This is a genomic window from Sulfitobacter sp. HI0040 (assembly GCF_001634885.1).
In the GTDB taxonomy this organism is placed as follows: domain Bacteria; phylum Pseudomonadota; class Alphaproteobacteria; order Rhodobacterales; family Rhodobacteraceae; genus Sulfitobacter.
Window position 1 is genome coordinate 1 of record NZ_LWEX01000216.1, and the last position, 1,747, is coordinate 1,747.

General features: G+C 60.4%; 2 protein-coding genes. Both read right to left on the reverse strand.

The features are described 5' to 3' along the window. Positions 1 to 1,127, reverse strand: a 1,127-nt coding sequence (locus A3728_RS12325) for an acyl-CoA carboxylase subunit beta (protein WP_067924024.1), incomplete at its 3' end; no start/stop codon positions are given. Beyond that, on the reverse strand, positions 1,124 to 1,747 hold a 624-nt coding region (locus tag A3728_RS12330; RefSeq protein WP_150120772.1), incomplete at its 5' end, for a phenylacetate--CoA ligase. The genes A3728_RS12325 and A3728_RS12330, both read right to left, overlap by 4 nt.

The following is a 1,747-nucleotide window of genomic DNA, read 5'->3' on the forward strand; positions in this document are numbered from 1 at the left end:
ACATCGGCCAGGAACAGCAGCGGAATATCACGCTGCACGCAGAGATTGATGAAATGCGTGGCCTTCAGCGCGGCTTCGACAAAAAGCACGCCTGTATTGGCGAGAATACCGACCTCGTGGCCATGGATGCGGCCCCAGCCGGTCATGATGGTGTCACCATAAAGCGGCTTGAATTCATGAAAGTCGCTGTCGTCCAACAGCCGCGCAAGAATTTCACGGTTGTCGGTCGGCACCTTGGGGTCGCGGCTGACGAGTCCATAAATCTCTTCGACCGGGTAGGCGGGCGCACGGGGCGTTTCGGGCGTCTTGCGGGGTAGGGGTTTTTCGCCAAGGTGGCTGACAATTTCGCGCGTGATGGCCAGAGCGTGGGCGTCATCTTCGGCCAAATGGTCGGTCACACCGGAGACCGACGAATGCATCTTGCCGCCGCCCAGTTCTTCGGCTTCGACCTTTTCGCCGGTTGCGGCAAAGGTCAATTCCGGTCCGCCCAGATACATAAAGCCCTGACCGCGCACGATCACCACTTCGTCACAGAGCGCGGGAATATATGCGCCACCCGCGGTGCAGGGCCCCATGACCACGGCGATTTGCGGCACACCATCGCCCGACATGCCGATCTGTTGGTGAAAGATGGACCCGAACTGGCCTTCGTCGGGAAAGATGTTTTCCTGATCCGGCAGGAAGGCACCGCCGGAATCCACGAGGGTGATGACGGGCAGACGGTTCTTCCATGCGATCTTCTGGGCGCGCACATGCTTGCGGGAAGTCATGCCGAAATAGGTGCCGCCCTTTACGGTGGCATCATTGGCGATGATCATGCACTGACGGCCTTCGATCACACCGATGCCCGTGATGATGCCCGCGCCCGGTGGCACGCCTTCATATTTGTTCAACCCGGCCAGCTCGCCGAGTTCCAGAAAGGGCGTGCCCGGGTCGATCAGCCTTTCAATTCTTTCGCGCGGCAGGATTTTGCCTTTGTCCACATGACGTTTGCGCGCCATTTCGGGGCCGCCGACGCGCTGTTTGAGCCGGAGGGCATGTAGTTCATCGACCTTTTCGCGGTAAGACACGTCGTTGGCGCGGAAGTCGTCCGACGCGGTGTCGAGAAGGGATTTCATCTTAGTCATGGCAGGTCTGGGTATTTCCTGAGAACGAAGGCGACCTTAGCGGCGCCAGGTTTTTCGAAAGTGTCGGCTGCAACCAGGTGAACGTCGGCCTTGAAGACCAAGGAGTCGCGCAGCCGCTGCTCGATTATCTTTTTGAGGGTGACGTCATCGGCCGGATCGCGATTGGGGCCGCGTTCGACAATCACCGTCAGCGCGCCCTGCGTGGTGTGGCCCTCGAAATCGGCCACGATGCGCATGACGCCATTGGTGTCCGGCACCATTTCGGTAATGACGCTGTTGATCGCAGAGGGGAACACGTTGGCCCCCCGGACGATCAGCATGTCGTCGGTCCGGCCGGTGCAGCGGATCTTCGGCCCGGTGCGGCCGCAGGAGCATTCGGTATCGATCACCTCGATATAATCGCCCGACCGGAACCGGACGAGCGGGCTGGCCTGCCGGCCGAGCGCGGTGTAGATCATCTCGCCCTCGGCGCCTTTTTCCCAAGGGATGATCTGGCCGCTTTCCGGGTCCAGCAGTTCGGTGATGACATAGTCCATGTTCACCATGTGCATTCCCGACTGGGCGTCGCACTCGGCCCAGTAGGTGACACCAAGATCGGTGCCGCCCAGCATTTCGGTGCA